General features: G+C 70.7%; 25 protein-coding genes. 10 read left to right on the plus strand and 15 right to left on the minus strand.

Features of this window, described 5'->3' with window-relative positions:
* Positions 1 to 171: 171 nt before the first annotated feature.
* Positions 172 to 924, plus strand: a complete 753-nt coding sequence (locus tag FGW37_RS20260) for a SigE family RNA polymerase sigma factor (protein ID WP_179082346.1) — start codon at positions 172 to 174, stop codon at positions 922 to 924.
* 203 nt (positions 925 to 1,127) lie between these two features.
* On the opposite strand, the gene FGW37_RS20265 is transcribed toward FGW37_RS20260, so the two are convergent.
* The gene (locus FGW37_RS20265; RefSeq protein WP_179082347.1) at positions 1,128 to 1,832 is read right to left on the minus strand and encodes an ATP-binding protein; all 705 of its coding nucleotides are present in this window, start codon (positions 1,830 to 1,832) and stop codon (positions 1,128 to 1,130) included.
* Positions 1,833 to 1,882: 50 nt separating this feature from the next.
* Between FGW37_RS20265 and FGW37_RS20270 the strand changes: the two genes are divergently transcribed.
* The gene (locus FGW37_RS20270; RefSeq protein ID WP_179082348.1) at positions 1,883 to 2,365 is read left to right on the plus strand and encodes a hypothetical protein; all 483 of its coding nucleotides are present in this window, start codon (positions 1,883 to 1,885) and stop codon (positions 2,363 to 2,365) included.
* Between the two features lie 93 nt (positions 2,366 to 2,458).
* Here FGW37_RS20270 and FGW37_RS20275 read toward each other — a convergent pair whose 3' ends face one another.
* The 3 genes from FGW37_RS20275 to deoC are packed head-to-tail and all read right to left on the minus strand — an operon-like array spanning position 2,459 to position 5,789.
* Positions 2,459 to 3,349, minus strand: a complete 891-nt coding sequence (locus tag FGW37_RS20275) for an aldehyde dehydrogenase family protein (protein ID WP_179082349.1) — start codon at positions 3,347 to 3,349, stop codon at positions 2,459 to 2,461.
* The gene (locus FGW37_RS20280; RefSeq protein ID WP_179082350.1) at positions 3,349 to 4,800 is read right to left on the minus strand and encodes an aldehyde dehydrogenase family protein; all 1,452 of its coding nucleotides are present in this window, start codon (positions 4,798 to 4,800) and stop codon (positions 3,349 to 3,351) included. Before FGW37_RS20280 ends, FGW37_RS20275 begins: the two co-directional genes overlap by 1 nt.
* 5 nt (positions 4,801 to 4,805) lie before the next feature.
* Positions 4,806 to 5,789 (minus strand): deoxyribose-phosphate aldolase, encoded by a 984-nt coding sequence (gene deoC, locus FGW37_RS20285; RefSeq protein ID WP_179084806.1) that lies wholly within the window; start codon positions 5,787 to 5,789, stop codon positions 4,806 to 4,808.
* 115 nt (positions 5,790 to 5,904) lie between these two features.
* On the opposite strand from deoC, the gene FGW37_RS20290 reads away from it, so the two are divergent.
* Complete coding sequence (locus tag FGW37_RS20290) at positions 5,905 to 6,465, plus strand: PH domain-containing protein (protein ID WP_179082351.1); 561 nt, start codon at positions 5,905 to 5,907, stop codon at positions 6,463 to 6,465.
* Between the two features lie 82 nt (positions 6,466 to 6,547).
* Here FGW37_RS20290 and FGW37_RS20295 read toward each other — a convergent pair whose 3' ends face one another.
* From FGW37_RS20295 to FGW37_RS20305, 3 genes are all read right to left on the minus strand, one after another.
* A complete protein-coding gene (locus tag FGW37_RS20295) occupies positions 6,548 to 8,227 on the minus strand; it encodes a phospho-sugar mutase (RefSeq protein ID WP_246430467.1) in 1,680 nt (559 codons plus the stop codon).
* A 424-nt stretch (positions 8,228 to 8,651) separates the two neighbouring features.
* The gene (locus FGW37_RS20300; RefSeq protein ID WP_179082353.1) at positions 8,652 to 9,473 is read right to left on the minus strand and encodes a purine-nucleoside phosphorylase; all 822 of its coding nucleotides are present in this window, start codon (positions 9,471 to 9,473) and stop codon (positions 8,652 to 8,654) included.
* A gap of 114 nt (positions 9,474 to 9,587) precedes the next feature.
* Complete coding sequence (locus tag FGW37_RS20305; RefSeq protein ID WP_030369994.1) at positions 9,588 to 10,025, minus strand: gamma-glutamylcyclotransferase family protein; 438 nt, start codon at positions 10,023 to 10,025, stop codon at positions 9,588 to 9,590.
* A 165-nt stretch (positions 10,026 to 10,190) separates the two neighbouring features.
* On the opposite strand from FGW37_RS20305, the gene FGW37_RS20310 reads away from it, so the two are divergent.
* The gene (locus FGW37_RS20310) at positions 10,191 to 11,639 is read left to right on the plus strand and encodes an NAD(P)H-quinone dehydrogenase (protein WP_179082354.1); all 1,449 of its coding nucleotides are present in this window, start codon (positions 10,191 to 10,193) and stop codon (positions 11,637 to 11,639) included.
* Between the two features lie 184 nt (positions 11,640 to 11,823).
* Complete coding sequence (locus FGW37_RS20315; RefSeq protein WP_246430824.1) at positions 11,824 to 12,837, plus strand: DeoR/GlpR family DNA-binding transcription regulator; 1,014 nt, start codon at positions 11,824 to 11,826, stop codon at positions 12,835 to 12,837.
* Positions 12,838 to 13,081: 244 nt separating this feature from the next.
* Here the strand turns inward: FGW37_RS20315 and FGW37_RS20320 are convergent, their stop codons facing one another.
* Positions 13,082 to 13,684, minus strand: a complete 603-nt coding sequence (locus FGW37_RS20320) for a TetR/AcrR family transcriptional regulator (RefSeq protein WP_246430468.1) — start codon at positions 13,682 to 13,684, stop codon at positions 13,082 to 13,084.
* Positions 13,685 to 13,805: 121 nt separating this feature from the next.
* Here FGW37_RS20320 and FGW37_RS20325 point away from each other — a divergent pair, with 121 nt between their 5' ends.
* Together FGW37_RS20325 and FGW37_RS20330 are read left to right on the plus strand one after the other, a co-directional pair.
* Positions 13,806 to 14,084, plus strand: a complete 279-nt coding sequence (locus FGW37_RS20325; RefSeq protein ID WP_179082356.1) for a type II toxin-antitoxin system Phd/YefM family antitoxin — start codon at positions 13,806 to 13,808, stop codon at positions 14,082 to 14,084.
* Positions 14,085 to 14,330, plus strand: a complete 246-nt coding sequence (locus FGW37_RS20330) for a type II toxin-antitoxin system RelE family toxin (RefSeq protein ID WP_179082357.1) — start codon at positions 14,085 to 14,087, stop codon at positions 14,328 to 14,330.
* A gap of 72 nt (positions 14,331 to 14,402) precedes the next feature.
* Here the strand turns inward: FGW37_RS20330 and FGW37_RS20335 are convergent, their stop codons facing one another.
* Positions 14,403 to 16,157, minus strand: a complete 1,755-nt coding sequence (locus tag FGW37_RS20335; protein WP_179082358.1) for an acetyl/propionyl/methylcrotonyl-CoA carboxylase subunit alpha — start codon at positions 16,155 to 16,157, stop codon at positions 14,403 to 14,405.
* A 441-nt stretch (positions 16,158 to 16,598) separates the two neighbouring features.
* Between FGW37_RS20335 and FGW37_RS20340 the strand changes: the two genes are divergently transcribed.
* Positions 16,599 to 17,036 (plus strand): hypothetical protein, encoded by a 438-nt coding sequence (locus FGW37_RS20340; RefSeq protein ID WP_179082359.1) that lies wholly within the window; start codon positions 16,599 to 16,601, stop codon positions 17,034 to 17,036.
* Here the strand turns inward: FGW37_RS20340 and FGW37_RS20345 are convergent.
* The 4 genes from FGW37_RS20345 to FGW37_RS20360 all read right to left on the minus strand — a co-directional run bounded on the left by FGW37_RS20345 (position 17,003) and on the right by FGW37_RS20360 (position 19,701).
* A complete protein-coding gene (locus FGW37_RS20345; protein ID WP_179082360.1) occupies positions 17,003 to 17,800 on the minus strand; it encodes an IclR family transcriptional regulator in 798 nt (265 codons plus the stop codon). The genes FGW37_RS20340 and FGW37_RS20345 overlap by 34 nt on opposite strands.
* Positions 17,801 to 17,867: 67 nt before the next feature.
* On the minus strand, positions 17,868 to 18,434 hold the full coding sequence (locus FGW37_RS20350) for a DJ-1/PfpI family protein (protein ID WP_179082361.1): 567 nt from the start codon (positions 18,432 to 18,434) through the stop codon (positions 17,868 to 17,870).
* Between the two features lie 47 nt (positions 18,435 to 18,481).
* Entirely contained in the window at positions 18,482 to 18,871 is a 390-nt protein-coding gene (locus tag FGW37_RS20355; protein WP_179082362.1) for a DUF397 domain-containing protein, read from the minus strand.
* Positions 18,868 to 19,701: a helix-turn-helix domain-containing protein gene (locus FGW37_RS20360; RefSeq protein WP_179082363.1), complete on the minus strand. Its 834-nt coding sequence runs from the start codon at positions 19,699 to 19,701 to the stop codon at positions 18,868 to 18,870. Before FGW37_RS20360 ends, FGW37_RS20355 begins: the two co-directional genes overlap by 4 nt.
* Positions 19,702 to 19,824: 123 nt before the next feature.
* Between FGW37_RS20360 and FGW37_RS20365 the strand changes: the two genes are divergently transcribed.
* Together FGW37_RS20365 and FGW37_RS20370 are read left to right on the plus strand one after the other, a co-directional pair.
* Positions 19,825 to 20,274: a hypothetical protein gene (locus FGW37_RS20365; RefSeq protein ID WP_179082364.1), complete on the plus strand. Its 450-nt coding sequence runs from the start codon at positions 19,825 to 19,827 to the stop codon at positions 20,272 to 20,274.
* A 16-nt stretch (positions 20,275 to 20,290) separates the two neighbouring features.
* Positions 20,291 to 20,584: a hypothetical protein gene (locus FGW37_RS20370; protein ID WP_179082365.1), complete on the plus strand. Its 294-nt coding sequence runs from the start codon at positions 20,291 to 20,293 to the stop codon at positions 20,582 to 20,584.
* Here the strand turns inward: FGW37_RS20370 and FGW37_RS20375 are convergent.
* Together FGW37_RS20375 and FGW37_RS20380 are read right to left on the minus strand one after the other, a co-directional pair.
* Positions 20,581 to 21,207 (minus strand): Maf family protein, encoded by a 627-nt coding sequence (locus FGW37_RS20375; protein WP_179082366.1) that lies wholly within the window; start codon positions 21,205 to 21,207, stop codon positions 20,581 to 20,583. The two genes, FGW37_RS20370 and FGW37_RS20375, sit on opposite strands and share 4 nt — an antisense overlap.
* A 31-nt stretch (positions 21,208 to 21,238) precedes the next feature.
* Positions 21,239 to 22,702 carry a peptidoglycan D,D-transpeptidase FtsI family protein gene (locus FGW37_RS20380; RefSeq protein WP_179082367.1) on the minus strand — a complete coding sequence of 488 codons (1,464 nt, stop codon included), beginning with the start codon at positions 22,700 to 22,702 and terminating at the stop codon, positions 21,239 to 21,241.
* Positions 22,703 to 22,791 lie beyond the last annotated feature (89 nt).

The following is a 22,791-nucleotide window of genomic DNA, read 5'->3' on the forward strand; positions in this document are numbered from 1 at the left end:
GGGCAGGTGCTTCGACCGCCGCCCTCCGCGCCCGGCCCCGCCGCCTGTTGCAGGGCTGTGACAGTCGGCGGACAACGCGATGAAACTGGCCCGGCAGGCTTTTGGTCATCGGGCAGCGGAGCCCGGTACGGAAATCGGACCGAGGCCGGCTCCACCGACGGGGGGCGCGAGATGAACACACTGCACAGCACCACTACCAGCGCAGTCATTCGCACGCGCCTGCACGACGCCGGACGGGGCCAGGAGAAGTCCGGTGCCGTGGGCGGGCGGGGGTGCGCCCGCGGCACCGGACGTGTGCGGCCGCCCTACATGGTGGCGATCGACGCGGTCACGTACGGGGAGCCCAAGGGAGCTGCGGGGGCGGCTCCGGGGGCATCGGGGGAGAGCAAGGGGGCGTCCAGGGCCGAGGCGGAGTTCACCGCCTACGTCCAGGAGCGCCGGGCCTCCCTGTACGCGACCGCCTACCACCTGACCGGCGACCGGCACGAGGCGGAGGACCTGCTGCAGAGCGCGCTGTTCTCCACCTACCGCGCCTGGGACCGGATCACCGACAAGGCGGCCGTCGGCGGCTACCTGCGCCGCACCATGACGAACCTGCACATCAGCGCCTGGCGCCGGCGCAAGCTCAACGAGTACCCGACCGAGGAACTGCCGGAGATGCCCGGCGAGGGCGACGCGATGCGCGGCACCGAGCTGCGCGCCGTCCTCTGGCAGGCCCTCGCCCGGCTGCCCGAGCTGCAGCGCACGATGCTCGTCCTGCGCTACTACGAGGGCCGCACCGACCCGGAGATCGCGGAGATCCTGGACATCAGCGTCGGCACGGTCAAGAGCAGCATCTGGCGCTCGCTGCGCCGCCTGCGCGACGACGAGGTCATCGGCTCCGGCCGGGACCAGCTGGAGTCCTTCGGCGAACTGGTCGCCTGAGGGCCGAGGCGGAGGCCGGAGCGGGGACGCAGCACGACACGGACGACAAACGGACGACAAGGGGCCCTGAACGGGGGGCGCTCGGGGGAGCGCGGACAGGGCCGTGGGGGAGCGGAAGCGGGTCGGACAGCCGGGGGGCCTGTCCCGACCCGCTTCTGCGCGTCCGGGACCCACTGCGCGCCCCGGAGTGCACCTGCGTGCCGCTAGATCTTGATGGTCTCGCGGTGGCCCGCTGCCGCCGCCGCGATCCGGCCCATCGCCGTCTCCCCGCCGCACGCGTACGCACCCAGCGCCGTCTGGCGGGCCACGATGCCGCGCTCGGCGCGCATCAGCCGCAGGCCGCGGCGGACCAGGTACGGCACCGGCTTGCGGGCCTCGCGCAGGTCACGCACCAGGCGGCGGCGGAAGGTGGTGGAGGGGCGGCCGCGCAGGCACAGGGCGTCCGCCAGCACGCCCAGGTCACGGCAGCGGTCGATGATGTCGGCCGCGAAGATGCCCTCGGCTATGAACAGCGGGGTGCGCCCGATGTCCAGAACGCTCGCCCCGGTGATCGAACTGCTGGAGATGTCGTAGAGAGGCACGTCCGCCCGCGACGTCCGGCACAGGGTGTCGATCGCGGCGACGGCGGCGTCCGCGTCCCACGAGAGCGGGGAGTCCCAGTCGGCGCCCGAGCCGTCCGCGAGCAGCGGCAGCGTCGGGTCCGTGCCTTCCTTGTAGAAGTCGTCCAGGTTCAGGACGGGCAGTCCGGTGCGGGCCGCGAGGGACGACTTTCCGGAGCCGGAGGGGCCGGTCAGCAGGATGACGCGCGCGGGGGTCAAGTGGGGAGTCACGGGACACCAGTGTGAGGCATTGGGCCGGATGGGGGATCCCCATGGGTTGCATGGTGCGCGCAGCGTCACCGCTCGCATACTGTGCGTTGTCGTCCGTTCGTCCGCACCTCACGACCCGGCAGGTGGCCATGGCTTCGCACGCTCGACACGCACGCTCCGCCAGCAAGGAGTCGAGGGCGCTCCGGCGCCGGATGCTGCTGCGCGTAGGGCTGACCGTATCGGCGGGCGCGGCCCTCGCCGCGGGCGGTGCGGCCTCCGCCTCCGCCGACTCCGGCGTGGACAGCGGCGCGAGCACCGGCATGGCCCGCGCCCAGTTCGGCGAGACCAACATCCCCGCCGCCATCGAGGGGGCGAACACGGGCCTGGGGGCGGGCGCGGAGGGGGTCTTCGACACGGTCAAGACCCTGCGGACCAACCCCTTCGCCGGCACGCCCGTCGACCCGTTCGACAACACGGTGGGCACGAAGGTGGGGAACATGCAGCCGGTCACCACCAAGCCCGCGACGCAGCCGATCTCCAAGGGCGGCAGTCTGACGGACCTGCCGGTGGCGGGGAACCTGACGTCGCTGCTGCCGACCGGGCGGCCGGCGGCGGCTCCCAAGGCGCACTGAGCCCGGACGCACCGGACGCACCGGACGCACCGGAGGCCGGAGCGGGTGGTGACCCGCTCCGGCCTCCGGCATGTCAGCCCGGGCTGCTCCGGCTCAGTACGACGAGCCGCCCGCGCCCAGCGAACCCGTCGGGTGCCAGACCGTCCGCGTCTCCAGGAAGGCCGTCATCCGGTCCGTGCCCGGGGCCGCGGCCCAGTCCACAGCCTGTGGACGCAGCACGCGCTTGAGGTTGTCCGCCGCGGCGATCTCCAGCTCCTTGGCGAGGCCGGCGTCCGCGCCCGCGAGGTCGATCGCGTTGACGTCCTGGTGCGCGGCCAGCGACGGCGCGATCTCGGCCGTACGGCCCGACAGGACGTTCACGACGCCGCCCGGGACGTCGGATGTGGCCAGCACCTCGCCGAGCGACAGAGCGGGCAGCGGGGCCTTCTCCGAGGCCACCACGACCACGGTGTTGCCCGTGGCGATCGCCGGGGCGATCACCGACACCAGGCCGAGGAACGACGACTCCTGCGGCGCGAGCACGGCGACGACGCCGGTCGGCTCGGTGGAGGAGACGTTGAAGAACGGGCCCGCGACCGGGTTCGTCGCACCGGTGATCTGGCCGATCTTGTCGGTCCAGCCCGCGTACCAGACCCAGCGGTCGATGGCGGCGTCCACCTGGGCCGCGGCCTTCGCCTTGGACAGGCCCTCGGCCTCGGCGACCTCCGCCGCGAACTGCTCGCGGCGGCCCTCCAGCATCTCGGCGACGCGGTAGAGGACCTGGCCGCGGTTGTACGCGGTCGCGCCGGACCAGCCGCCGGCGGCCTTGCGGGCCGCGACGACCGCGTCACGGGCGTCCTTGCGCGAGGACAGCGGGGCGTTGGCCAGCCAGTTGCCCTTGGAGTCGGTCACCTCGTACACCCGCCCGCTCTCGGACCGGGGGAACTTGCCCCCGACGAACAGCTTGTAGGTCTTGAAGACACTGAGCCGATCAACAGTGCTCATCAGCGCTCACCCTTCGGGTTCGACGGGGCGAGGTACGCCTCCAGGCCGTGGCGGCCGCCCTCGCGGCCGAATCCCGACTCCTTGAAGCCGCCGAACGGCGAGGTCGGGTCGAACTTGTTGAACGTGTTGGCCCAGATGACACCCGCGCGCAGCTTGCTCGCGACGGCCAGCATGCGCGAGCCCTTCTCCGTCCAGATACCGGCGGAAAGGCCGTACTGCGAGTTGTTCGCCTTGGCGACCGCCTCGCCCGGGGTGCGGAACGTCAGCACCGACAGGACCGGGCCGAAGATCTCCTCGCGGGCGATCCGGTGGGCCTGGGTGACGCCCGTGAACAGCGTCGGGCGGAACCAGAAGCCGTTCTCCGGCAGCTCGCACGACGGGGCCCAGCGCTCGGCGCCCTCGGCCTCGCCGCTGTCGGCCAGCTCGGTGATCCGGGCCAGCTGCTCGGCGGAGTTGATCGCACCGATGTCGGTGTTCTTGTCCAGCGGGTCGCCGAGGCGCAGCGTGGACAGACGGCGCTTGAGGGAGTCCAGCAGCTCGTCGTGGATCGACTCCTGGACCAGCAGGCGCGAGCCCGCGCAGCAGACCTGGCCCTGGTTGAAGAAGATGCCGCCCACGATGCCCTCGACGGCCTGGTCGATGGGCGCGTCGTCGAAGACGATGTTGGCGCCCTTGCCGCCCAGCTCCAGCGTGAGCTTCTTGTCCGTGCCCGCGACCGTGCGGGCGATGGCCTTGCCGACGGCCGTGGAGCCGGTGAACGCGACCTTGTCGACGCCCTCGTGCGCGACGAGCGCGGCGCCCGTGGTGCCGTCACCGGTGACGATGTTGACGACGCCCTTGGGCAGGCCCGCCTGGCGGCAGATGTCCGCGAAGAACAGCGCCGACAGCGGGGTGGTCTCGGCCGGCTTCAGGACGACCGTGTTGCCCGTGGCGAGCGCCGGGGCGATCTTCCACGCCAGCATCAGCAGCGGGAAGTTCCACGGGATGACCTGGCCCGCGACGCCCAGCGGGCGGGGGTTCGCGCCGTAGCCCGCGTGGTCGAGCTTGTCGGCCCAGCCGGCGTAGTAGAAGAAGTGCGCGGCGACCAGCGGGAGGTCCGCGTCGCGGGTCTCCTTGATCGGCTTGCCGTTGTCCAGGGTCTCCAGGACGGCCAGCTCGCGGCTGCGCTCCTGGATGATCCGGGCGATGCGGAACAGGTACTTCGCGCGCTCGGCGCCGGGCAGCGCCGACCACTTCTCGAAGGCCTTGCGGGCGGCCTTCACCGCGCGGTCCACGTCCTCCGCGGAGCCCTGGGCGACCTCGGAGAGCACCTCCTCGGTGGAGGGGCTGATCGTCTTGAAGACCTTGCCGCCGGACGCCTCGGTGAACTCGCCGTCGATGAACAGGCCGTAGGACGGGGCGATGTCGACGACCGCGCGCGACTCGGGTGCGGGAGCGTATTCAAATGCCATGTCGGTCAGTCCACCGTCACGTAGTCGGGACCGGAGTAACGCCCGGTGCTCAGCTTCTGCCGCTGCATCAGCAGGTCGTTCAGGAGGCTGGAGGCGCCGAAGCGGAACCAGGTGTTGTCCAGCCACTCCTCGCCCACGGTCTCGTTGACCAGGACCAGGAACTTGATCGCGTCCTTGGTGGTGCGGATGCCGCCGGCCGGCTTCACGCCGACCTGGACGCCGGTCAGCGCGCGGAAGTCCCGCACGGCCTCCAGCATCAGCAGGGTGTTCGCCGGGGTGGCGTTGACCGCGACCTTGCCGGTCGAGGTCTTGATGAAGTCGGCGCCCGCGAGCATGCCGATCCAGGACGCGCGGCGGATGTTGTCGTACGTCGACAGCTCGCCCGTCTCGAAGATCACCTTCAGGCGGGCCTTGTCGCCGCACTCGGCCTTGACGGCGCGGATCTCTTCCAGGACGTCCATGTAGCGGCCGGCGAGGAAGGCGCCACGGTCGATGACCATGTCGATCTCGTCGGCACCGGCCTCGATCGCATCGCGGGTGTCCGCGAGCTTGACCGGCAGCGCGGCACGGCCGGCCGGGAACGAGGTGGCGACGGAGGCGACCTTCACGTCCGTGCCGGTGAGGACGGCCTTGGCCGTCGCCACCATGTCGGGGTAGACGCAGACGGCGGCGGTGCGCGGCGTCGTGCGGTCGGTGGGGTCGGGGTTGACGGCCTTGGCGGCCAGGGCCCGGACCTTGCCCGGGGTGTCGGCACCCTCGAGCGTCGTGAGGTCGATCATCGAGATCGCCAGGTCGATGGCGTACGCCTTCGCCGAGGTCTTGATCGAGCGGGTGCCGAGCGAGGCGGCGCGGGCCTCCAGCCCGACCGCGTCGACCCCCGGGAGTCCGTGCAGGAAGCGGCGCAGCGCACTGTCGGAGGCGGTGGCGTCCGCCAGCTCCTTCAGCCGCCCCGCGGCGTCGTTGCCGTGTGCGGGAACTGTGGTGGGCATGGTCACCAGATGAGCATATCTACGCGCGTAGCGCGTGTACACCCCCACTGGTGCGGGGTGGTTTTCGGCTCGCTCTCCGGCCGCCCCCGCGTAAGGCGTCAGGCACAATCTGCCCATGACGAGCCCTAGCCCCGAACAGGAATACGCCGACAGGCGCTACCGCTCGCCCGCCGGCATCGCCGGCGGCGTGCTGATGCTCGCCCTCGCCGGCTGGCTGGGCGGCGACGCCGCCGTCCGCGGAGAGGGCCGTACGCCCTGGCTCGCGCTGGCCGGGCTGTTGTGCGTCGTGCCGCTGATCATCGCCTTCACGCTGCGGCCGGCCGTCTTCGCCGGGGCCTCGCGGCTGCTGGTGCGCAATCCGTTCCGCACGATCACGCTGCCGTGGGGTGCGGTGGACGCGGTGCGCGCCGGTTACTCCAGTGAAGTACTGGCGGGGGGCTCCACTTACCAGCTGTGGTCCGTGCCGGTGTCACTGAGGAAGCGCAAGCGTGCGGCGCGGGGCGGGGCGGAGGCGGCTCCCGCCGACCAGACCGTCGCGGAGCTGCAGGAGCTCGCCGAGCGGGGCGCTTCGCGGGACGACGCGCAGGGGGGCGTTGTGGTGCGGTGGGCGTATGAGGTGCTGGTGCCGGCGGGGGTGGGGTTGGTGTTGTTCGTGGTGTTGTTGGTTGTCGGCTGACGGCCGTTTCCTCAGGAAAAGGGGGGCCCGGGGCTGTGCCCCGGGCCCCCCTTTTTTCACGGGTTCAACGGGTTCAACGGGCTCAGATGCCCGCGGCCTTCGACAGGTCGGCCTTGATCTCGGCCAGGACCGCGCTCGCCTTGGCGCGCGCCCCCGCGAGGGCGGTCGCGTCGGCGACCGGGATCACGACCTCCAGGTAGCACTTGATCTTCGGCTCCGTACCGCTCGGCCGGACGATCACCCGGGCGGCGGAGACGGCCCCCGACTCGTCACCGGCGAGGTGGTAGCGCAGGCCGTCCGTCGGGGGCAGGGACTCCGCGCCCTTCGCCAGGTCCTCGGCGGACGTCACGTGCAGGCCGGCGAGCACCGCCGGCGGCTGCTCGCGCAGGCGGCGCATGGCGTCCGCGATCAGCGACAGGTCCTGGACGCGCACCGACAGCTGGTCCGTGGCGTGCAGGCCGTGCTCGACCGCCAGGTCGTCCAGGAGGTCGGTGAGGGTCCGGCCGGACTCCTTGAGCTCCGCGGCCAGCTCGGCGACCAGCAGGGCCGCCGTGATGCCGTCCTTGTCGCGGACGCCCTCGGGGTCGACGCAGTAGCCGAGAGCCTCCTCGTAGGCGTAGCGCAGGCCGTCGACGCGGGCCAGCCACTTGAAGCCGGTCAGCGTCTCCGTGTACGGCGTGCCGGTGCTCGCGGCGGCGATGCGGGAGAGGAGGGAGGACGAGACGATCGTCGTGGTGAACGTGCCGCGGGCGCTCTTGTGCACCAGGTGCGTGGCGAGCAGCGCGCCGACCTCGTCACCGCGCAGCATGCGCCAGCCCTCGACGCTGTCCGCGTCGGGCACGGCGACGGCGCAGCGGTCCGCGTCCGGGTCGTTGGCGATGATGATGTCCGGGCGGGCCTCGCGGGCGGTGGCGAACGCCAGGTCCATGGCGCCCGGCTCCTCCGGGTTGGGGAACACCACGGTCGGGAAGTCCGGGTCCGGCTCGGCCTGGGCGGGGACGACCGTCGGAGCGGGGAAGCCGGCGCGCTCGAAGGCGGCGGTCAGGACGTCGCGGCCGACGCCGTGCATGGGCGTGTAGACGACGCGCACGTCGCGGGCGGAGCCGCCGGTCAGGACGGCGTCCGTGCGCTCCAGGTAGGCGCCGACGATGTTCTCGTAGCGCAGGGTCTCCCAGCCGGCGGAGGGGCGGGGGACGTCGTCCAGGCTCCGGACGGCGGCGATCTCCGCGGCGATCTCGGCGTCGGCGGGCGGCACGATCTGGGAGCCGTCGCCCAGGTAGACCTTGTAGCCGTTGTCGCGCGGCGGGTTGTGGCTGGCCGTGACCTCGATGCCGGCGACGGCGCCGAGGTGGCGGATCGCGAAGGCGAGGACGGGGGTGGGGAGGGGCTTGGGCAGGAGGGCGGCCTTCAGGCCGGCGCCCACCATGACGGCCGCCGTGTCGAGGGCGAAGTCCGCGCTCTTGTAACGGGCGTCGTAGCCGATGACGACCGTCCCGCCGGTGTGGCCCTGCTTCTTGAGGTACGCGGCGAGGCCGGCGGCGGCGCGGATGACGACGGAGCGGTTCATGCGCATGGGGCCGGCGCCGAGCTCACCGCGGAGGCCGGCGGTGCCGAACTGGAGGGTGCCGGCGAAGCGGGCGGCGATCTCGGCGGTGTCCCCGGCGTCGATGAGCCGGGCGAGCTCTTCGCGGGTGTCGGGGTCGGGGTCCTCGGCGAGCCAGGACTTGGCCTGGGCGATGAGGGCGTCTCGCTCTCGCTCCACGGTGTCTCCTCCGGAGGGGTGGCTGGGTGGGTAGGGGTCTGGGTGGTGCGGCCGGTTTTCGCGGGCCGGTCGTCCGTGGGTCGGGGGCGGGGTGGGCCGGGGCTTCCGGGGCTGCATGATTTACGGGCCCCTCTGGCCTGAGCTTTGGGTGCCCGGAAGCAGGGCCCACAAATCACGCTTTACGCCCCTTGCCAGCCCCGGCCCACCCCGCCCCCTCCCGCACGTGCGCGGCTGCGGGCCGGCTCGGGCCGCCCGTTTCCGGTAGCGAACCCTTGTGCTTCCGGTAACGGGTGGGCGGGTGGGCGTGTCGCGCGCCGAAGGCGCGCGGGGGGCCGGCGCGGCGCCGCACCGGCCGTGGCACCCCCGGCAAGGGGAACGGCGCCGCACCCCGCGAGGGGAAACGGCGCCGTGGGCCCGGCAAGGGTCAGAGCTTCGGGAGGACCTGGGCCAGGAGCTGGCCCATGCGGGACGCGGAGTCGCGACCGGCCTGGAGGACCTCTTCGTGGTTGAGGGGCTCGCCCGTCATGCCCGCGGCGAGGTTCGTGACGAGGGAGATGCCGAGAACCTCGGCACCGGCCTCGCGGGCCGCGATCGCCTCGAGCGTGGTGGACATGCCGACGAGGTCGCCACCGAGGGTGCGGACCATGCGGATCTCGGCCGGCGTCTCGTAGTGCGGGCCGGGGAGCTGGACGTAGACGCCCTCCTCGAGGGTCTCGTCCACCTCCTTGCACAGCGCGCGCAGACGGCGGGAGTACAGGTCGGTGAGGTCGACGAAGTTGGCGCCGACGATCGGCGAGGTCGCCGTCATGTTGATGTGGTCGCTGATCAGCACGGGCTGGCCGGGGCGCATGCCCTCGCGGAGGCCGCCGCAGCCGTTGGTGAGGACGACGGTCTTGCAGCCGGCGGCGACGGAGGTGCGCACGCCGTGGACGACGGCGGCGACGCCGCGGCCCTCGTAGTAGTGCGTGCGGCCGAGGAAGACCAGGGCGCGCTTGTCGTTGATCTTGTACGAGCGGACCGTGCCGGCGTGGCCCGCCACGGCGGCCGCGGTGAAGCCGGGGAGCTCGGTGACCGGGAACTCGGCCTCGGGAGCGCCGAGCGCCTCGGTCGCGGGGAGCCAGCCGCTGCCCATGACCAGGGCGACGTCGTGGGTCTCGGCGCCGGTCAGCTCGCGCAGACGGGCGGCGGCGGCGTCCGCCGCGGCGTACGGGTCGGCCTGGATGTCGGGAGTAACTGATGCGTTCACGCGGACGAGGGTAGCCGCTTATCGCCTACGCGCGTAGATGTCACTGCTCACGGTGTTCCGATTGTTGCTTTGTGGGTTGTGACGAGACGTAGTCGTCACAACCCGGCCCCGGTGTCAGCAGGGGCGCTTGCGCAGCTCCATGACGTAGTCGTGGGGGGCGCCCGCCGATTCCGCCGCGTCGGCGATCTCGCCGAGGTAGCGGGCGGAGGGCAGGCCGCCCTCGTAACCGTTCAGGACGTAGATCCACGCGGGCTCCTCGCCGTCCAGAGTGTGCACCCTGACGCGCATCCGGCGGTAGATGTCGAGGCCGACACCCTCCCAACGGTCCATCGAGTCCTCGTCCATCGGGGCGATGTCGTAGAGGGCGACGAAGACCTGGGAGCGGGGTGCCTCGACCACGGTCGCGAGCGCGCCCTCCCAGCCCAGCTGCTCGCCGCCGAAAGTCAGCCGCCAGTCGGCGAGCCAGCCCGTGCCGCGCAGCGGCGAGTGGGGTGCGCGGCGGGACATCAGCCGCGCGTCGAGGTTGCCGGCGTACGCGGCGTAGAGCGACATGGTTTCGAGGGTACGGGAGTGAGGCGCGGCGGCATTTGGGATGGCAGTCTCGAAGGGAGGTTCGTCCGGAACCTCCTGCCGGTTCTCGCACGGATTGCCGTATGCATACGGGTACGGATCCGCTGGGGAGGCCCCGGGAGAAGTCCCTTCGACGGGTGCGGGACAATGGAGTACGTGACTCGGATCGTGATCATCGGTGGCGGACCCGGCGGCTATGAGGCGGCGCTCGTCGCCGCGCAGCTCGGTGCGGAGGTGACCGTCGTCGATTGCGACGGTCTGGGCGGGGCGTCGGTGCTCACCGACTGTGTTCCCTCGAAGACGCTCATTGCGACGGCCGAGGTGATGACGACCTTCGACTCCTCGTACGAGGAGCTCGGGATCATCGTCGCCGACGACACGCCGCACATCGAGCAGGCGGCCCGGGTCGTCGGTGTGGACCTGGGCAAGGTCAACCGCCGGGTGAAGCGGCTGGCGCTCGCGCAGTCGCACGACATCACGGCGTCCGTCACCCGGGCGGGTGCACGCGTGCTGCGCGGCCGGGGGCGGCTGGAGCCGAACCAGGCGCCGGACGGCTCGCGCCGCGTGATCGTGACGGCCGCGGACGGGACCGAGGAGACGCTCGTCGCGGATGCGGTGCTGGTCACCACGGGTGCGCACCCGCGCGAGATCCCCGACGCGCAGCCGGACGGCGAGCGCATCCTGAACTGGACCCAGGTGTACGACCTGGACGAGCTCCCCGAGGAGCTCATCGTGGTGGGCTCGGGTGTGACCGGTGCCGAGTTCGCCGGTGCGTACCAGGCACTGGGGTCCAAGGTGACGCTGGTGTCGTCGCGGGACCGCGTGCTGCCGGGTGAGGACCCGGATGCGGCCGCCGTTCTGGAGGACGTCTTCCGTCGCCGCGGCATGAACGTCATGGCGCGGTCGCGGGCGCAGTCCGCGAAGCGGGTGGGCGACCGGGTCGAGGTCACGCTCGCGGACGGCCGCGTCATCACCGGTACGCACTGCCTGATGGCGGTCGGCTCCATTCCGAACACGGCCGGGATAGGGCTGGAGGAGGCCGGGGTCCGGCTCAAGGAGTCCGGGCACATCCACACCGACCGGGTCTCGCGCACCAGCGCGCCGGGCGTCTACGCCGCCGGTGACTGCACGGGCGTGCTCGCGCTCGCGTCGGTCGCGGCGATGCAGGGACGTATCGCCATGTACCACTTCCTGGGTGACGCGGTCGCGCCGCTCAACCTGAAGTCGGTCTCGGCGAACGTCTTCACCGACCCCGAGATCGCGACCGTCGGCTACACGCAGGCCGACGTGGACAGCGGGAAGATCGACGCCCGCATGGTCAAGCTGCCGCTGCTGCGGAACCCGCGGGCGAAGATGCAGGGCATCCGGGACGGCTTCGTGAAGCTGTTCTGCCGGCCCGGCACGGGCATCGTGGTGGGCGGCGTCGTGGTCGCCCCGCGGGCGAGCGAGCTCATCCACCCGATCTCCCTCGCGGTCGACAACAGCCTGACGGTCGAGCAGATCGCCAATGCGTTCACCGTGTACCCGTCGCTGTCCGGTTCGCTGGCGGAGGTCGCCCGGCAGCTCCACTCGCGCAAGACGCAGCGCGAGGCTTAGGGGTTGGATTGTTGCGCTGAGTGGTCGTGGAGGCTTTGGCCTTGAACCCGGGCCTCCTATACCACTTTGAGCGTTCCGCAGCGGACAACTTCCGTTAATTGCTGCAACCTGCTGAAAACGGATGGTCGTTGGCGTTACTGTCGGTTTCGTGTTCGCTGCAGAACGTCGTCAATTGATCCTCGAAATGGTGCGGGCCAACGGGGCGGTTTCGCTCCGTGAGCTCGCCCGCGTCGTCCAGACCTCCGAAGTGACCGTACGGCGGGACGTGCGCGCACTGGAGGCAGAAGGACTGCTCGACCGCCGGCACGGCGGTGCGGTGCTGCCGGGAGGTTTCACCAGAGAGTCCGGCTTCCCGCAGAAATCCCATCTAGCGACCGCCGAGAAGACGGCCATCGCCGATCTCGCGGCGAGCTTCGTCGAGGAAGGCGAAGCCGTCGTCGTCGGCGCCGGTACGACCACGCAGGAGCTGGCCCGCCGGCTCGCGCGCGTACCGGGACTGACCGTCGTCACCAACTCCCTGCTCGTCGCCCAGGCCCTGGCCCACGCCAACCGGGTCGAGGTCGTCATGACGGGCGGCACGCTCAGAGGATCCAACTACGCCCTGGTGGGCAGCGGTGCGGAGCAGTCCCTGCACGGGCTGCGCGTGACGCGGGCGTTCCTGTCGGGGAGCGGGCTGACCGCCGAGCGGGGCCTGTCCACGTCCAACATGCTCTCCGCGAGCGTGGACCGGGCGCTGGTGCAGGCGGCGGCGGAGGTGGTCGTGCTCGCGGATCACACGAAGCTCGGTACGGACACGATGTTCCAGACCGTGCCCACGGATGTGATCACGCGGCTCGTGACGGACGAGCCGCCGTCGCACGACGACCGCGCGGCGACGGAGCTGCAGGCCCTCGCCGACCAGGGCGTGCACATCTCGGTCGCCGGGCCCGGCGCGGGGTCGGGCCAGGGGCCGGGCCCCGGCCCGGCGGGAGCGGTGTCGGGCGGCGGCGAGCAGGTGCCGCCGCAGCAGCGCCGCCGCGACGTCCCACCCTTGCCGGGCCAGCGCCGCACGCACGGAGGCCACCACCTGCCCCCGGGCCAGCAGGGCTCGCCAGGGGGCGGCCCGTCGGCTCCGCAACTCCGCAGCGCGGGGTCGCTGGGCGCTGAGCCTCCGACGAATACGGCGCGGGTGGCGGACCTGGCGCCCAGGCGGAGGTAACTCTTCGGTCCGCCGCGGCGAGGCTGCCCTCATTTCCGCCGCAGCGGCGAGCAACCCGACGGTGTGGTCCGGCGGTGCCGGGCAGGCCTTGGGTGGGCCGGGCGCCGCCGGTCTGCGCCGTGGGGGCGGGTCGCCGTTGCGGCGGAGTCATTCAGCTGGGGCTGTCCGCCTGCTTCCGCCGTGGCGGCGAGGCACCACGGCGGTGTTGTCCGGCGGTGCCGAGACGGACGTCAGGGGTCAGGGGTCAGGGCCCCTCCGGGCACGGCGTCGCGGCCAAGCCCTGGAGCGTCAGCGACAAAAGGCGGTCCGGGAGCCGGGGGTCGTCCGGGGACTGTTCCGCGGCGAGCGAGATCGCGTTCGTCAGTTGCATGACGTCGACGATGTCGACGCCGGCACGGACCGCCCCCGCCGCCTGCGCCCGCGCGAGCAGCACGCTCCCCGCCTCCCGCAGGGGAAGGCTGCAGCGCGACATCGCGGACGCCTCGTCCGCCTGGGCCGCCAGCAGGGCGCGCGAGAGTCCCCGGTACGTGCTGGCGTGCGCCACGCAGGCCCGTAGCCAGTCCAGCAGGGCCCGGCACGGCTCGGGGGAGGCCAGGAGCTCGCGGGAGCGGGCGAGGAGCCCGTCGACCTCGCCCTGGAAGACGGCGCTCATCAGCGCCGTGCGGTTGGGGAAGTGGCGGTAGAGCGTGCCGATGCCGACCCCGGCCCGGCGGGCGATGTCCTCCAGGGAGGCTTCCGTGCCGTGCTCGGTGAATGCGGTCCGGGCCTCCGTGAGCAGCCGCTCGTAGTTGCGCCGGGCGTCGGCCCGCATGGGTCGTGGTGACGCTTGTGTGCTCTCCGTGGCCATGGCTGCCGAGTCCTCCCTCTCTCTCCCCGCCTGCCAAGGATGCCATCGGCCTTTCCGGGCGGGGTACGTCATCCGAACGGGGGATTGTTGTACGCACCTGCGGGTGCGTACCGTCCTGTGCATGGACACCTACTCCCTCGTCGAGGCCCGCAACCAGCTCGGGCAGCTCGTGGGCCGTGTGCGGCACGGCCGCGAGCACATCCTGATCAGCGAGTACGGCAAACCGGCAGCGGTGCTGATGCCCATAGAGGAGCTGGAGGAACTGCAGCGGTTCCGGGACGAAGCGGATCTGGCGCTGGCGCAGTCCATCCGGGAAGACCCCGAATCCCGGTGGATCCCCCAGGACGAGGTGCTGGCCGTCATCGAGGCGGATGAGGCTGCGGATCGGAAGGCTTGCTGAGTGTCCTGGACCGTGGTGTGGGAGGAGCGGGCGCTGGTCGAGCTCCGTCGTTTACGTCTACTCGACCCCGCGGGCGCGAAGGCGTGCGTCATGGCGAGCAGGACCTTGGGCGATGAGCCGAAGCCCGAAGCGGCCTCCGCCCTCGGAGGGTCCGGCTACTACCGGCTCTCTGTCGGATGCTGGCGAGTGCTCTACCAGGTGGAGGACGACACGGTGTACGTCATGAATGTCGGTCGCACCATCTGAAGCCGCTGAACATGCCTGTGGCCCCCGCCGAGCGCTCGGCGGGGGCCACAGGCATGTTCAGCGACTGTTGCGTCAGTCCTTGATCTCGCAGATGACGGCGCCGGAGGAGACGGAGGCACCGACCTCGGCGGTGATGCCCTTGACCGTGCCCGCGCGGTGCGCGTTCAGGGGCTGCTCCATCTTCATCGCTTCGAGGACGACGATCAGTTCGCCCGCGGCGACTTCCTGCCCCTCCTCGACCGCGACCTTCACGATCGTGCCCTGCATCGGCGAGGTCAGCGCGTCACCGGACGCGGCCGAGCCGGCCTTCTTCGCAGCACGCCGCTTCGGCTTCGCCCCGCCCGCGGCCGCGGTGCGCGCCAGTGTCATCCCCAGCGAGGACGGCAGGGAGACTTCCAGGCGCTTGCCGCCGACCTCGACGACGACGGTCTCGCGGCCGGCCTCCTCGCCCTCTTCCTCGGCCGCGGCACCCGCGAACGGCTCGATGGTGTTGACGAACTCCGTCTCGATCCACCGCGTGTGGACCCGGAAGGGATCGGCGGTGAAAGCGGGATCGGCCACCACGGCCCGGTGGAAGGGAATGGCCGTGGCCATGCCCTCGACCTTGAACTCACTCAGCGCACGCGCCGCCCGCTGCAGCGCCTGCTCACGCGTGGCACCGGTGACGATCAGCTTCGCCAGCAGCGAGTCCCACGCCGGGCCGATGACACTGCCCGCCTCCACCCCCGCATCCAGGCGCACACCCGGACCGGTCGGGGCGTCGAAGCGGGTGACCGTGCCCGGAGCGGGCAGGAAGTTACGGCCCGGGTCCTCACCATTGATCCGGAACTCGAAGGAGTGACCGCGCAGCGGCGGGTCGTCGTAGCCGAGCTCTTCGCCGTCGGCGATGCGGAACATCTCGCGGACCAGGTCGATGCCGGTGACCTCTTCGGTGACCGGGTGCTCGACCTGCAGGCGGGTGTTGACCTCCAGGAAGGAGATCGTGCCGTCCTGGCCGACGAGGAACTCGCACGTGCCCGCGCCCTCGTAGCCGGCCTCGCGCAAGATCGCCTTCGAGGCGCGGTAGAGCTCGGCGTTCTGCTCCGCCGACAAGAACGGCGCCGGGGCCTCCTCGACGAGCTTTTGGTGGCGGCGCTGCAGCGAGCAGTCACGCGTGGAGACGACCACGACGTTGCCGTGCTTGTCCGCCAGGCACTGGGTCTCGACGTGGCGGGGCCGGTCGAGGTAGCGCTCGACGAAGCACTCCCCGCGCCCGAAGGCGGCGACCGCCTCGCGGACGGCGGAGTCGTAGAGCTCGGGGACCTCTTCCAGGGTGCGGGCGACCTTCAGACCGCGCCCGCCACCACCGAAGGCCGCCTTGATCGCGATCGGCAGACCGTGCTCACGGGCGAACGCCACGACCTCCTCCGCACCCGAGACCGGGTCCGGGGTACCGGCCACCAGCGGCGCACCCGCACGCTGAGCGATATGACGGGCCGCCACCTTGTCACCCAGGTCCCGGATCGCCTGCGGCGGCGGACCGATCCACGTCAGACCCGCATCCAGCACCGCCTGCGCGAACTCGGCGTTCTCGGAAAGGAAGCCGTACCCGGGATGAACGGCATCCGCCCCCGACTCGGCCGCCGCGGCAAGCACCTTGGCCACATCAAGGTAGCTCGTCGCCGGGGTGTCACCGCCCAGCGCATACGCCTCATCAGCGGCGCGGACATGCAGCGCATCCCGGTCCGGATCCGCGTAGACCGCCACACTGGCAATCCCGGCATCCCGGCACGCGCGAGCTACGCGGACAGCGATTTCGCCACGGTTGGCGATGAGCACCTTGCGCACGATGGCTCCCTCCTTGAAACAAGGTGAGTTTAGGTACTGGCGACACTCTGTGCCGAGCCGACTCCCGAGGTGAGCTTGCCCACACGGAGCGTGAACCGGAGGCCGTGTGCGCGCCAAAGTCCCCAGTTCTCCCACGGTACGCCGGGTGCGAGGGTCTCTGCCGACCTTTGCATGTGGCGGAGCTCTCGACGGGTGCCGCCGGGTAGGAAAGAGCTTTCTTTGTCGAGTCCCTACGAACGGGTGGCCCAAAGTTTGCGTGTGCGGGAACCGGCCCGGGGGCCGTTCGGCCGGGCGCGGGTCCGCGTCGACCCCTTGCTCATGGTTCTACCCGTGAGTAGCGTCCTTTCAGACGTGGGTACCCGCGGTAACTCGTGGCAATTGCTTGCGGCAATCGCCCGCCGGGGCGGCGAGGGGTGACGAAGAGGTGGCGAAGGGGTGGGAATGACCCGGTTCCGCAGACCTGTCGCCGGCCTCGCCGCGCTCGCCCTCGCCGTGGAGGGCCTGGGCATCGCCCTGATCAACTGGATCCTCGGCGTCGTCGTCCGCCGTCAGCACATGTCCCTGGCGGGCAGCGACCCCGGCCTCATGGCCCTCGCCGCCTGGATCGCCGGCGCGCTCTTCGCCCTCTACCTGCTCCTGTGCGCCGTCGTCGCCCTCCGCACCGCCCTGCGCGACCGCCCGCCCCGGGCAGCGGGAAGGATTCTGCTGATCACCTGCGGCGTCGTGCACGGCCTCCTGGGCGCCTTCTGCGTCGGCCTCGTCGGCTGGACCGCGTTCGCGGTCGTCATGGCCGTCCTCGCCCTGATCGTCTGGACCCTGATGGCGTACGACCCGGAGCGCTGGGGTCAGCCCGCGGAGGCCGCCGTCACCTCGCGCTGACGCGCGGCCAACTTCGCCGCTTCCGCCGCCACGTGGCGCAGCGTGTCCGTCAGCTGCCGCCTGCGGCGGTGGAAGTCCTCCAGGGGGAGGGCGGCGGATACGGCGGCCGTGCCGCGGGTGCTGTTCTGCGCGCCCGGCGCGCCCGGTATGCCTGGCAGCACCGGTACGGGTACCGCCACGCAGGCCACTCCCGGCGCGCACTCCTCGACCTCCACGGCGACCCCCTCCCGCCGCACGCGCCGCAGCTCCGCGTCCAGCCGGTCCGGCGACGTGATCGTCCGCGGCGTGATCGCCCGCATTCCCGTCCCGGTGAGGTAGCGCATGCGGGCGGCCCGGGGCAGCGCCGAGAGCAGCACCTTGCCGTGGGCGGTCGCGTGCCCGTCGAGATCCCGGCCCACGCTGAAGCCGCCCGTCGACGGGTCGGCGGCGTTCCCGGCGAGCACGGCGATGTCCCCGTCGCGGTACGTGCTGAAGTACGTGTCCGCGCCCGCTTCCCGCCGGGCCGCGAGCAGGAGGGTGTGCACGGCGTCGTCCAGCTGCATCTGGCGAAGGAACGCTTGGTGAAGGGCGGGCGTGCGGTACCCGAGGGTGTAGCCGCCCGCGGTGCGGACCAGATGCCCGCGGGCGGTGAGCGTGCCGAGGATCTCGTACACCGTGGAGAGCCCGCAGCGGAGGTTTCTGGCCAGCGCCTTCGCCGGGACGGGGGCGCTTGCCGCGGCGACGGCGTCCAGTACGTCGAGGGCGCGGTCCACGGACTGGGACATGGGGGGTTCGGGTTCCCTTCGAGGCTGGGCGGTCGGCGGCGGACCTCCCAGCCTCGCACAGGCGCCGTCAGCTCTTGACCGGCGCCTTTTCGCGGAGCAGCTCCACGAACGCCCTCATCCACGCGGGCTGGTCGTTCCACGCCCGCGCGGAGACCATGTTCCCGTCGACGACGGCCTCCGCGTCCACGAACGTCCCGCCCGCGAGCTGCACGTCCGGGCGGCAGGCCGGCCACGCGGCCGTACGGCGGCCCTTGAGGACGCCCAGCGGCGTCAGGGCGATCACGGCGTGGCAGATGTGCGCGATGGGCTTGTCCTGCGCGAAGAACGACCTGATGATCCGCTGGAAGTCGGGATCCAGCCGCAGGAACTCCGGCGCGCGGCCGCCGGGGATGACGACCGCGGCGTAGTCCGACGGGTTCACGTTCGCCAGCGCGACGTCCGCGGGCCAGCTGTGGCCGAGCTTCTCCGTGTACGTGTCGAAGCTCGCGACGAAGTCGTGCACGACGAACTGGAGCTGCTTCACGGTGGGAGCGGCGATGTCCACCTCGTAGCCCTCCTCCAGCAGGCGCTGGTAGGGGTAGAGGACCTCCAGGTCCTCGGCGGCGTCACCGGTGGTGATCAGGATCCTCGGCATGACTGCGCTCCTCGGGGGCGTGGAGTCGTGGCCGGATGGCTTCCGGCCTACACCGGAATATGCGCTTTGACATGTCCGAGGAAACTTGACCAGGTGGGTTGGTTGAACGTGAGGGCACCTCCCGTGGGGTTCTTGGAGTCCCGTATGTGGACCTCCTGTATGTGGACCGGGGCCCGGTCCGGGCGTCTGGCGACCTCGGCGCAGTTGCCGCCGCCGGGGTCGCTGTAACTGGACCTGTGCCAGTCGGCGGCGACTTCGACGCAGTCGCCGCCTGCATCACTGCTATACATCGACTTACGCCAACTGATGGCCTCGACGCAGTTGCCACCGCTGGAGTCGCTGTAGCTGGACTTGTGCCAGTCGAAGGCCATTTCGAGGCAGTTGCCACCGCTGTCACTGCTGTAAGTAGACTTGTGCCACTTCAAAGGCGCGTTCACAGCTCTCCCATCACTCGCTCGATGAGGGCCATTGAATCGTCGCGACCGAGGGACTGCTCGCGGATCTTCGTGTAGCGGTGGAAGTGCCGTGTCACGTCAGCTGGTTCGCTGATCAGATTGCTCGTGTCCTGTACTTCCAAGTAGACCATCATGCGATGCTCCGGAGTCTGCACTAGCTTCATCGGCCCACGAGCACCAGCATTCCGACCTCGCAGACCGCGGTCCATGGGTAGCACTTGGATGCTCACGTTGGGGCGTTCCGAGACCTCAATGAGGTGCCTCAGCTGTCCGCGGAGGATGTCCCAGCTGCCGAACGGACGGCGCACTACGGACTCCTCCAGGACCATCTCGATCAGCGCTGTCGGCTCGCGGTCGAAAATTGCCTTGCGTGCCATTCGTGCTTCGACCAATTCCTCGACCAGATAGTCCGGTAGAGGTGGGTAGCCGCCACCGATGAGTGCACGTGCGTACTCTTGGGTCTGGAAGAGGCCGTCGACCAGGAGCGTTTCGTACGTGCAGAGCGTCAGTGCTGCTTGCTCCAGACGGGCGAAGTCTTTGAAGTAGGTCGGGTACTTGTCCAACCGCACATACTTCTTCGCCGCCGTGAAGATGCCCATCCCGCAGCCGATGGCTCCCTCCAGGCGGTCCAGCATCTTCTCGTTCGCGGGCTGCGCGCCCGTTTCCAAGGCGCTGACCGCCGACCCGGTGTAGCCGATCTGCTTCGCCAGCTCCTCCTGCGTCATGCCCGCGAGCTTGCGCAGCAACCGCACGATGTCGGACGTGAGTTGTGCCGCCGTTGACGCCCGGTCCTTGTTCTCCTGGCTCGCCATTCCCCGGCCCCCGCCTTCCACTGGACTCAACTGTGGTCAAGGAACGTTCGACTGCGGCGCACTGTTAACAACAGTCCACGCTCCGTGATGGAAAACCTAGCGACCATCGGTGATGCTCGTCACATGAATCAGCAAGCTCGGCTGGCCGAAATCGACTGGCTGCCCGCCACCGGTCACCAACTCCGCAAGGCAGGCGTCCACTTCGACGCCGTCCGCGTCCACGGCAACGACGGCCGGCGTCTGGCCAATGCCTTGGCCATGCTCACCCGCGGCCGGCCCGGTCCGATCATCGCGGAAGCGAACGACCGCAGGGCGATGTACTTCCTCGTCGAACCCGGAAGTACCGCCCGCCGCGCCTGGCCGAAAGGCGCCGAGCGCCTTACCGGGGAAGCCGGCGCAGTCGATTACGTGCCCATTCCCGCGCTCTACGGGGGCACATGGCCCCTCTCCTGGTACTGCGCGCCCACTCCCGACGCACGGCTCGTGCACACGCTTCTTCTGCTGAGTACGGCCCGTGCATTTCTGGGGTGCGCCCCCCGAGTGGCGGAAGGAATGGTGACCGAGGCGCCATAACCTCGTTGGGGCGGTCATGATGAAGCGCATCGTTGCCGCCGCCGCTCTCACCGGCGCCGCTTTCGCCCTGACCGCCACCGCAGCCACGGCCGCTCCCATGCCGCAACCGCCCACTTCGAACGCAGGAGACGTCGTGGCGCCGCCGGCGCCCGCTCCCGAGCCGCCGGCGACCAGCGTCTACCCCGGGGCCACGAATCAGCTCGGCAAGCTCGATCAGCTCAACCAGCTGAACAAGGTGGGTCAGGCCGGCCAGGCCCTCGACCCGGTCCTCGGGCTCCTGGCGCCGGTCACCGGGATGCTGCCGCTCTAGGCGATCGCGTCGTCGGACCAGAGCTCGGTGATCGACATCCCCAGCTCGGCGAGGAGCTTGCGGAGCAGGGGGAGGGAGAGGCCGATGACGTTGCCGTGGTCGCCGTCGATGCCCTCGATGAAGGGGGCGGAGCGGCCGTCGAGGGTGAAGGCGCCCGCGACGTACAGCGGCTCGCGGGTCGCGACGTAGGCGGCGATCTCGGCGTCCGAGGGCTCGCCGAAGCGCACGGTCGTGGAAGCGGTCGCCGACACCCGGCGGCCCGTGGCCGTGTCGACGATGCAGTGGCCGGTCCGGAGGATCCCGGACCGGCCGCGCATCGACTTCCAGCGGGCCGTGGCGTCCTCGGCGTCCTCGGGCTTGCCCAGGGCCTGCCCGTCCAGTTCCAGGACGGAGTCGCAGCCGACGACCAGCGCCCCGGCCGCTTCCGGCCGGGCGGCGACCGCGTCCGCCTTGGCCTCGGCCAGGACGCGCGCCAGCTCGGCGGGGGTCGGGGCGGTGAGCGCGTCCTCGTCGACGCCGCTGACGATCACCTCGGGCTTCAGCCCGGCGGCCTTGAGCAGGCCGAGGCGGGCGGGGGACTGGGAGGCGAGGACGAGGCGGCGCTGAGGGGTCATGCCCGCCATCGTAGACAACCGCGGTCCCCGTACCCGGGCGCTACTTCTTGATCACGGCCTGCATGACCTTCTTGGCGATCGGGCCGGCGAGGCCGCCGCCGGAGATCTCGTCGCGGTCGATGCCGGAGCCCTCGGGGTCGATGAAGACGGCGACGGCGACGGGGGAGCCGTCGGCCTGCTTGGCGTAGGAGACGAACCAGGCGTACGGGAGCTTCTCGTTGTTGACGCCGTGCTGGGCGGTGCCGGTCTTGGCGCCGACGGTGACGCCGTCGATGAGGGCCTTCTTGCCGGTGCCGTTCTGGGCGGTGTTCTCCATCATCTGCTGGACCTTCTTCGCCGTGCCGGCGGAGACGGCCTGCGACATGACCTCGGGCTTGTGCTTCTCCAGCGTGTTGAGGGCCGGGTCGCGCAGCTCCTCGACGAGGTAGGGCTTCATGAGCTTGCCGTCGTTGGCGAGGGCGGCGGTCATCATCGCGATCTGCAGCGGGGTGCTGTCGAGGCTGCCCTGGCCCATGCCGGTGAGGGCGGTCTGCGGGCGGTCGAGGTTCTTGGGGTAGATGCTCTCGACGGTGCCGTTGGGGATGAAGATGTTCTTGTTGTTGAAGCCGAACTTCTCGGCGGTCTCCCGCATCTTGTCCTTGCCCAGCTTGTCCGCCAGGTCGAGGAAGACGTTGTTGCAGGACCACTGGAGGCCGGCCTTGAGGGAGCCGTTGACGCACTCCTCGGTCTGGACGTCGTTACGGACCTTGGTGGTGCTGAGGGGGAGCGGGTACGGGACCGGGGCGCTGCCCTTGGCGTCGATGTCGCTGACGATGCCGTGTTCGAGGGCGGCCGCGGCGGTGAGGATCTTGAAGGTGGAGCCCGGGGGGTAGCGCTCCTTGATCGCCCGGTTGACCAGCGGCTTGTCCTTGTCGGCCTCCAGCTTCTTGTACTCCTCCTGGTCCTTCAGCGTGTTCCCCGCGAAGACCGAGGGGTCGTAGGAGGGGGTGGAGGCCAGGGCGAGGATCTTGCCGGTGCGGGGGTCGAGGGCGACGACGGCACCCTTGTACTTGCCCAGGCCCTCGAAGGCGGCCTTCTGCGCCTTGGGGTCGATGGTCGTCACCACGTCGCCGCCGCGGGGCTTCTTGCCGCTGAGCATGTCGGTGGTGCGCTGCAGGAACAGCTTGTCGTCGGTGCCGCTGAGCAGCTTGTTGTTGACGAATTCGAGCTGGCTGTTGCCGTACAGCTGCGAGGAGTAGCCGGTGACCGGGGCGTACATCTCGCCGTCCTTGAACGTGCGCTTGTACTTGTAGTCGCCCGTGGTCTCGCTGGAGCCGGTGATGGGCTGGCCGCCGACGATGATGTTGCCGCGGGGCTGGGCGAAGCTGGCGATCTTCACCCGCTTGTTGTCCTTGTGATTGGCCAGCTCGTCGCTGCGGACGAACTGGATCCAGTTCGCCTGGACCAGCAGCGCCAGGATCAGCACTCCGACAAAGACGGATATGTGGCGCACGGGCTTGTTCATGGTGTGACGCACTCCCCGGTTCGCGGCATTTCACTAGCCATGATGCGGGAGGGGAGGATTTGGTTGCGGAGGGCCTGTAACTGTGGGTT

The organism is Streptomyces rectiverticillatus, assembly GCF_013394065.1.
Lineage (GTDB): Bacteria > Actinomycetota > Actinomycetes > Streptomycetales > Streptomycetaceae > Streptomyces > Streptomyces rectiverticillatus.

What these genes read in the sequence shown, in the direction of transcription:
- FGW37_RS20290 (WP_179082351.1), top strand. Translation starts at nt 5,905, where the DNA reads ATGACGAGCCCTAGCCCCGAACAGGAATACGCCGACAGGCGCTACCGC.
- FGW37_RS20325 (WP_179082356.1), top strand. Translation starts at nt 13,806, where the DNA reads ATGGACACCTACTCCCTCGTCGAGGCCCGCAACCAGCTCGGGCAGCTC.
- FGW37_RS20340 (WP_179082359.1), top strand. Translation starts at nt 16,599, where the DNA reads ATGACCCGGTTCCGCAGACCTGTCGCCGGCCTCGCCGCGCTCGCCCTC.
- FGW37_RS20310 (WP_179082354.1), top strand. Translation starts at nt 10,191, where the DNA reads ATGGAGTACGTGACTCGGATCGTGATCATCGGTGGCGGACCCGGCGGC.
- FGW37_RS20315 (WP_246430824.1), top strand. Translation starts at nt 11,824, where the DNA reads ATGGTGCGGGCCAACGGGGCGGTTTCGCTCCGTGAGCTCGCCCGCGTC.
- FGW37_RS20305 (WP_030369994.1), bottom strand. Translation starts at nt 10,025, where the DNA reads ATGTCGCTCTACGCCGCGTACGCCGGCAACCTCGACGCGCGGCTGATG.
- FGW37_RS20320 (WP_246430468.1), bottom strand. Translation starts at nt 13,684, where the DNA reads ATGGCCACGGAGAGCACACAAGCGTCACCACGACCCATGCGGGCCGAC.
- FGW37_RS20360 (WP_179082363.1), bottom strand. Translation starts at nt 19,701, where the DNA reads ATGGCGAGCCAGGAGAACAAGGACCGGGCGTCAACGGCGGCACAACTC.
- FGW37_RS20280 (WP_179082350.1), bottom strand. Translation starts at nt 4,800, where the DNA reads ATGGCATTTGAATACGCTCCCGCACCCGAGTCGCGCGCGGTCGTCGAC.
- FGW37_RS20375 (WP_179082366.1), bottom strand. Translation starts at nt 21,207, where the DNA reads ATGGCGGGCATGACCCCTCAGCGCCGCCTCGTCCTCGCCTCCCAGTCC.
- FGW37_RS20365 (WP_179082364.1), top strand. Translation starts at nt 19,825, where the DNA reads ATGAATCAGCAAGCTCGGCTGGCCGAAATCGACTGGCTGCCCGCCACC.
- FGW37_RS20275 (WP_179082349.1), bottom strand. Translation starts at nt 3,349, where the DNA reads ATGAGCACTGTTGATCGGCTCAGTGTCTTCAAGACCTACAAGCTGTTC.
- FGW37_RS20350 (WP_179082361.1), bottom strand. Translation starts at nt 18,434, where the DNA reads ATGCCGAGGATCCTGATCACCACCGGTGACGCCGCCGAGGACCTGGAG.
- FGW37_RS20270 (WP_179082348.1), top strand. Translation starts at nt 1,883, where the DNA reads ATGGCTTCGCACGCTCGACACGCACGCTCCGCCAGCAAGGAGTCGAGG.
- FGW37_RS20265 (WP_179082347.1), bottom strand. Translation starts at nt 1,832, where the DNA reads ATGCGAGCGGTGACGCTGCGCGCACCATGCAACCCATGGGGATCCCCC.
- deoC (WP_179084806.1), bottom strand. Translation starts at nt 5,789, where the DNA reads ATGCCCACCACAGTTCCCGCACACGGCAACGACGCCGCGGGGCGGCTG.
- FGW37_RS20380 (WP_179082367.1), bottom strand. Translation starts at nt 22,702, where the DNA reads ATGAACAAGCCCGTGCGCCACATATCCGTCTTTGTCGGAGTGCTGATC.
- FGW37_RS20345 (WP_179082360.1), bottom strand. Translation starts at nt 17,800, where the DNA reads ATGTCCCAGTCCGTGGACCGCGCCCTCGACGTACTGGACGCCGTCGCC.
- FGW37_RS20260 (WP_179082346.1), top strand. Translation starts at nt 172, where the DNA reads ATGAACACACTGCACAGCACCACTACCAGCGCAGTCATTCGCACGCGC.
- FGW37_RS20370 (WP_179082365.1), top strand. Translation starts at nt 20,291, where the DNA reads ATGATGAAGCGCATCGTTGCCGCCGCCGCTCTCACCGGCGCCGCTTTC.